This window comes from Nostoc flagelliforme FACHB-838 (genome assembly GCF_014698065.1).
GTDB lineage: Bacteria > Cyanobacteriota > Cyanobacteriia > Cyanobacteriales > Nostocaceae > Nostoc > Nostoc flagelliforme_B.
In genome coordinates this window covers 1-6,356 of record NZ_JACJSI010000341.1, presented here as the reverse complement: position 1 = coordinate 6,356, position 6,356 = coordinate 1, and the positions used below count along the sequence as shown (strand labels likewise).

At 39.1% G+C, this 6,356-nt stretch carries 4 protein-coding genes and 3 pseudogenes; all 7 read left to right on the top strand.

Annotated elements, in window-relative coordinates; all coding sequences use genetic code 11:
• Positions 1-351, top strand: a 351-nt coding sequence (locus tag H6G97_RS43035; RefSeq protein WP_190941080.1) for a transposase, incomplete at its 5' end; no start/stop codon positions are given.
• Positions 352-684: 333 nt separating this feature from the next.
• Positions 685-1,212, top strand: a complete 528-nt coding sequence (locus H6G97_RS43030) for a GNAT family N-acetyltransferase (protein WP_190946648.1) — start codon at positions 685-687, stop codon at positions 1,210-1,212.
• A 21-nt stretch (positions 1,213-1,233) separates the two neighbouring features.
• On the top strand, positions 1,234-1,389 hold the full coding sequence (locus tag H6G97_RS56310; RefSeq protein ID WP_422394269.1) for a GFA family protein: 156 nt from the start codon (positions 1,234-1,236) through the stop codon (positions 1,387-1,389).
• A 529-nt stretch (positions 1,390-1,918) separates the two neighbouring features.
• Positions 1,919-2,812 carry a transposase family protein gene (locus tag H6G97_RS43025; RefSeq protein ID WP_190946647.1) on the top strand — a complete coding sequence of 298 codons (894 nt, stop codon included), beginning with the start codon at positions 1,919-1,921 and terminating at the stop codon, positions 2,810-2,812.
• A 273-nt stretch (positions 2,813-3,085) separates the two neighbouring features.
• Positions 3,086-3,256: pseudogene (locus H6G97_RS43020) on the top strand (transposase); the annotation flags it as partial.
• Between the two features lie 135 nt (positions 3,257-3,391).
• Positions 3,392-3,982: pseudogene (locus H6G97_RS43015) on the top strand (transposase); the annotation flags it as partial.
• A 206-nt stretch (positions 3,983-4,188) separates the two neighbouring features.
• A pseudogene (locus H6G97_RS43010) lies at positions 4,189-5,084 on the top strand (IS1380 family transposase); the annotation flags it as partial.
• Between the last annotated feature and the right edge of the window lie 1,272 nt (positions 5,085-6,356).

The window sequence follows — 6,356 nt, the reverse complement described above, 5'->3', positions numbered from 1 at the left end:
ACCTCAGCCAGTCTTCCAGAACGAGAAGGAGCGAAAAAAGTTCTCAACCGAGTTCACAATACAGGCAGTCAGGTAAAACGTTTAAATCTTATTTGGATGGACGGCGGATACCGTGGTGAAGAATTTATGCGTTGGGTGATGGATATGTTTCGCTGGATTGTGGAAATTGTGCTTCGACCATTGGAAAAGAAAGGTTTTGTCCATTTACCAAAGCGCTGGGTTGTTGAGCGAACTTTTGGTTGGCTTAACTGGTGTCGACGTTTAAGTAAAGATTATGAACGACTACCAGAAACCTCTGAGACTTTTATTTACATTGCGATGATCCGGATTATGGTCAGGCGACTGGCATAATTTTTAACTCGCTTCGACTTTTAAAACATCCTCTTAGAATGCCAGCGAGTAAGTTTTTCTGCCTCAGCTTTTTCATCGGTTCAAAGCAAAAGTGCATTGACATACTCCTAACCGCTCACCCTGTACCTTTTGCTAGAGGAAAGCATACGCCGGACTCACAGGTAAAAATGTTACAATATATTACTCAAATGGTTGTCCCCACCCCAAACAAGAGTATTCGCACCTACCAGAATAATTGACAATCTAACTATCTGTGTACTATCGTTTTTAGTACAACATTTCCGCAGCCATAATTTAATGCTTCATAACTGAATAAAATATCTAGAGGTAGTTTTGAAATTCCTAGAAACGCCACGTCTGTTCGTCCGTCACTTTTTGCCAGAGGATTCAGCTGGACTGTTTCGGTTACATAGTAATCCTAAGGTAGCGCAGTGGATGGGTGATGGGCAGCCCCTGACTTATGAACAGTGTGTTAAATGGATTGAAGTTTCGCTGTGTAACTATCAAACCAAAGGTTTCGGGGCTTCGGCAGTGGTGGAGAAGAGCACAAATGAATTTGTCGGGTGTTGCGGAATTGTGTACGATCCAGAACGGACTAACCCCCCAATCCCAGAGATTATTTACAGTTTTGAGCCGCATTGGTGGGGGCAGGGTTTAGCTAGTGAACTGGTTCCAGCCTTGCTTGACTATGGGCTGACACAGTGCGGACTAGCGCAGATTTTTGCCACAATCTATCCAGAAAATTTAGCGTCACAACGGGTGCTTGAAAAAGCTGGAATGATCTTCGAGCGAAAAGAAACCGACCCGAACGGGGTGTTCTCATTGGTATATTCTACTAGATACACAGAAGTCAGAACGTGAAAACACTTTACTGACGGTTGTATGTGTGGTGCAATCCGCTATGAATGTTCGGCAAAGCCAATCATAATGGGTAATTGTTACTGTCGAAATTGCCAGCGTGCAACAGGTACGGCTTTCGCGGCAACGATACTGGTACCTCGCAATTCATCCAAGCGATCATTATGTAGTAAAGAATGACTTGCCAAAATTGGCTAAACTTTAAGCTTTGGCTCATTACAGCACTTCCGGCAGCTATGAGGTACATCCTAAAAGTTGAAAGCGATGATAGGGGAGGGGCAAGGAGAAAACTATATTGCATAATAGCTGGAAGCGCTGTATATAAGTCGAAAAGTCGAATTCGTACTCCAAAGACTGAGAGCAAACCGCCACTGCTGTTAAAGATGCCTCCAATTGGGGCACTCAGGAGTGCGATCGCGTACCTGTCATGAACCGGTGGTATCGCCTCTGCTTAGTCCCTGGCGAAAAATCATCAGATTGCCACTATTTCAATCAAATGATGCATGAACATATTGATACCAGAAACTATCCTTATAAATAGAACAGCGATTACAGAACCGATGCCCAGCAAAATTATTGAAGTCCGAGAGTACACCCACCGTTAGAGCGCACAAGCGGGAAACTAAATAGACTTGTCCGAAATATTAACTTAGAAAAAGAAGAATGGTAAAATGATAAATTGAGCATTTACCATTTTACTGAATTAGGTATGGTTTTTGATTATATCGAGAAATATCCACATAAAACAAAACAAATTTTAGGTATTCGTTACGAACAATTGCAATCACTATTAAATTGCGCTATAAAACGCCATCAAGAAATTAAAACTAAACAAGAGAACCGAAAAATAAGAATTAATGCGGCTGGTGGTGGTCGCAAAGAAAAACTACTAATCCAAGAGCAAGTATGTTTATGTCTATTTTATTTAAGACAGATGCCAACATTTCAAGTATTAGGAATGTTGTTTGGTGTTTCCAAAACGGAAGCTAACGATACATTCCATAAATGGATACCTATTCTTCGAGACATTTTACCATCCAGTTTGTTAGAAGAAGTCTCAAATAACGAGAGCGATTTACTGTTTGTGCAAGAACTACTAACTACTTTTAGGTTATTAGTCGATAGCCTGGAACAGCCAAGATATAGGAAATCAGACCAAAAAGAGCAACAAAAATATAATTCTTTTAAGAAAAGACAACATACATTAAAAAGCCTGGTAATTGGCATACCAGAAGGGAAAGATATTGTGAAGGTAGAAATAGGTGTTCCTGGGCCAACAGCAGATATAAAACTGTTTCGTAAATCTCAAAATAAATTTGATAAATCTCAACCCTTTTCAGGTGATAAAGGTTTCCAAGGAGGCGAAAATATCACTACTCCTCATAAAAGGAAATCAAAACGAGAATTAACTCAACAGCAAAAAGATGAAAACAAAGCTTTGTCCAGTAATCGGATATTTATTGAGCATTTAATCCGCCTGCTCAAAATATTTCGGATTTCCTCACAGAGATTTCGGCTAAATCTTGAGACTTACGAGCAGATGATCTTAACAGTTTGTGGGTTAGTCAGGCTGAGAATTGGTAGTTTAATTTTGCCAACTTAGCTAATAAGAATAGTCAGGAAAATCTCAAATAAAGGAGTCTTTTTTTTATGCCTCTAAACTGACAGTAACTATCTCAAAGCCTTATTATTGCGTTTTTACGTAAATATCAAAGTTTTGCCTCAAAGCTTTGAACAGTCTGGCTTTGGAGTTTTCGGACAAGTCTAATGACAGAACAGGGTTAGAATGTTATTTTTTCTTTCATGCAACAAAGCCTCGGAATAAACAAAGGCAGATATAGCCTTCACATAGAGTGGGCTTTATCACAACCTGCTTAACCCGAACTTTCACAAACGTAAAGATGTACTAGCTAAAATATCTGAAGAGTTTCCGAATTTTGTTTTAGAGTTCTTACCTGCTTACAGCCCTGATTACAACATTATTGAGTTAGTTTGGCATTCATGTAAAGAATATATTGCTCATCGCTTATTTAAATCAGTAGATGAGTGAAAATTACTGCTAGATAAGTTGTTGAATCAAGGCGAGTTAGTCATTAAACGCGGATTTCTCACAAAAGCTGAAAAAAGGGGATCAAAAGCTGCGAAAATGTATATATAGAAAGCATTTCAGCAGTTGTAGAGCATGACCCCAGCTTCAACAGATCGTATAACAAAACAGTTCAGATTTGAACAGCCAAAGTCAGTTCCAGTCGTAGTTAATTTCCAGGGTGGACAAGTAACATCTGATGCAGGTTTAAGCTTAATTGCTGAAATAGACAGAAAACTGCAAATCACATCACAGTTTGCACTATGTTTCCAAGATTACCGAAAGCCTTATCGAATTGATCATTCAATAGAAAACTTAATTAAACAACGAATCTACGGGTTGGTCATGGGATACGAAGATTTAAATGACCATGAAGAACTGCGTCATGATCCGATGTTTGCTATAGCATTAGGAAAAAGAATTGGAGTAAAGGATGAGCCTGCAATATTAGCAGGGAAGAGTACATTGAATAGGTTGGAACATTGTCCTAAAGATGTAGAACAAGCAGCAGATAGTCGTTACCATAAAATTGGGCATTCTTCAGCAGAAATTGAAAGCCTATTTGTAAGTATATTTTTACAATCTTACTCAAAAGAACCACGAAAAATTATTTTGGACTTAGATGTAACAGATGATTTAGTACATGGCAATCAGGAGCAAGTTTTCTTTAATACTTATTACGGAGGATACTGTTATCAGGGCGGCCGCATCATGTCAATAAGCATACTTTATTGAGAATAGATTTAAAATCAATGTCATTAAGTTTTGCTTATTGCGAAAGTTTTAGGCGATCGCTTTGGGGCTTAAAAAATAATCAAGCTCGAAATCCTGATTTTTTCGTTGGTTCTTAACCTTCGTTGTGATCAAGAGTAATTTAGATGCGTTTGCTCTGATACTGTTATGCTCCACTTTATATTTTCTGTGGGAAACATTTGTTAGCAGCCAAACTTAGACCTTCAAATGTAGACCCAGCAGCCGGGGCATTATCAGAACTACAGAGAGTGATTAAACAAATACGTCAACATTGGCAGAATGTTGAGATTTTAGTACGAGGAGATAGTGCCTATTCCAGAGACGATATTATGACATGGTGTGAGTCGCAGACTGGAGTTGACTACGTTTTCGGATTGGCGCGAAACAGCCTTTAATTCAAATGGCTAAGACGACTCAAAAGAAAGCCTCGCTTGAGTTTGAGCAGAACTTATCAACAGTAACTTCATTCTTAGAAACTCTATTTAAACCAGATGAACGAATTTCTGAACTTGCTTGTGATCTGATTGATAACTCAATTTGGCATAAGTCGTTAGACTATCAAACTCGTGAATCTTGGAGTCGTAGTCGTCGTGTTGTTTGTAAGGTAGAATATGGGATAAAGGGAAACAATATTCGTTTTGTTGTTACAAGTCTTCCTACCAATAAAGTACCCCCTGGTCAACTATATAGACAAAAATATTGTAAGCGAGGGGAGATGGAAAATCGCTTTAAAGAACAACAACTAGAACTTTTTAGTGATAGAACTAGTACTCATACATTTGCAGGAAATCAGCTACGCTTATGGTTTTGTTCTCTTGCTTATGTTTTGATGAATGCATTGCGGTCACAATGTTTAGCCAAAACCGAATTAAAAAATTCTCAAGTTGGGACTATTCGGACAAAATTATTGAAGTTAGGAGCCTTAATTACTATAAGCTCACGGCGAACTTTAATTGCGATTACTAGCTCAAGTCCTGTAAAACATATTTTTGCTGCTGCTTACAGATGCTTAAAAATGCTCTCGAATACCGCTTAATTTCGAGTCAAGCAGCATTTCACCTTCTCTCTAATAATATTTTTGGCTTGGTTTGATTCAAGCCTTGTTTTGGATGCTTAATTTTATGAACAGAGTGTTTCAATCTCAGCATAAGCCAAAATATCGGTAACTGTTTTAGCTTGATAATTAGTGTTTTGTACTTACTTTGTTTACCATCATAAATTTCAATTGATGATGTATCGAAAAATGTCTTACATCAAGCGATGTGAATTGATTTTTTATTGTTTGTGAGAAATTTCGGATTAAGTGGCATCGGAAAATCAAAAACAAAGGTAATGTCAGTTATATTGCAGCTTAGATGCCGATTAGCTTACATAGAATTTAGTTTTTAGTGATCGGTCGTTTTTTATCTGACCTCACAAAACATGTTGCTCCTGCTCTACTTGAGTTTAAGCATAGACCGGAGGATTTTTAAAGAAAACACTTCAAAGGGGCTGCACCAATAAAGGGCAGTTCTAGTTTGCTCAATCATTAAGTCTCGCGCTTTGTAGGCTGCTTCAAAGGGCTGCACCAATAAAGGGCAGTTCCAGCTTTACACGAGGTGCGACAGCAACGACCTGATAGAGGCTTCAAAGGGGCTGCACCAATAAAGGGCAGTTCCAGTCTGCCTAAGTAGTAGGCTTTACTTGGTTGTATATGCTTCAAAGGGGCTGCACCAATAAAGGGCAGTTCTAGTCTTGGTAACAAGTTTACTACTCTCTAATGTTAGCTTCAAAGGGGCTGCACCAATAAAGGGCAGTTCTAGCAAATCCTGCCAACAACTCGTATTCAATCGGGGGCTTCAAAGGGGCTGCACCATAATTGGGCAGTTACAGATATAGATAATTTGCGCTACTTGCCATCTAGAAAGACTTCAAAGGGGCTGCACCATTAATTGGGCAGTTACAGCGTTTCCAAAAAACATCAATTGAGCAATAGCGCAACTTCAAAGGGGCTGCACCATAATTGGGCAGTTACAGGATGTCTAAAGCGTTCAACCTTCCCGGTTGATACACTTCAAAGGGGCTGCACCATAATTGGGCAGTTACAGCCCCTGAAGCAGTCCATTCCTTGCGCCAAGGCAAACTTCAAAGGGGCTGCACCATAATTGGGCAGTTACAGAGAAGGATTAAGTAAATCGGCTAAGTGAATATTTGTGACTTCAAAGGGGCTGCACCATAATTGGGCAGTTACAGAGCAGATGTATCAAATACTTCTAATATGCGGTTTTCAAGGTTCAGATGCGCGGCAGTTCAATAGTTATTAAATTTT

Bases quoted from the DNA above. Each gene is read 5' to 3' on its own strand.
- H6G97_RS56310 (WP_422394269.1), top strand. From the start codon at position 1,234: ATGTGTGGTGCAATCCGCTATGAATGTTCGGCAAAGCCAATCATAATG.
- H6G97_RS43025 (WP_190946647.1), top strand. From the start codon at position 1,919: ATGGTTTTTGATTATATCGAGAAATATCCACATAAAACAAAACAAATT.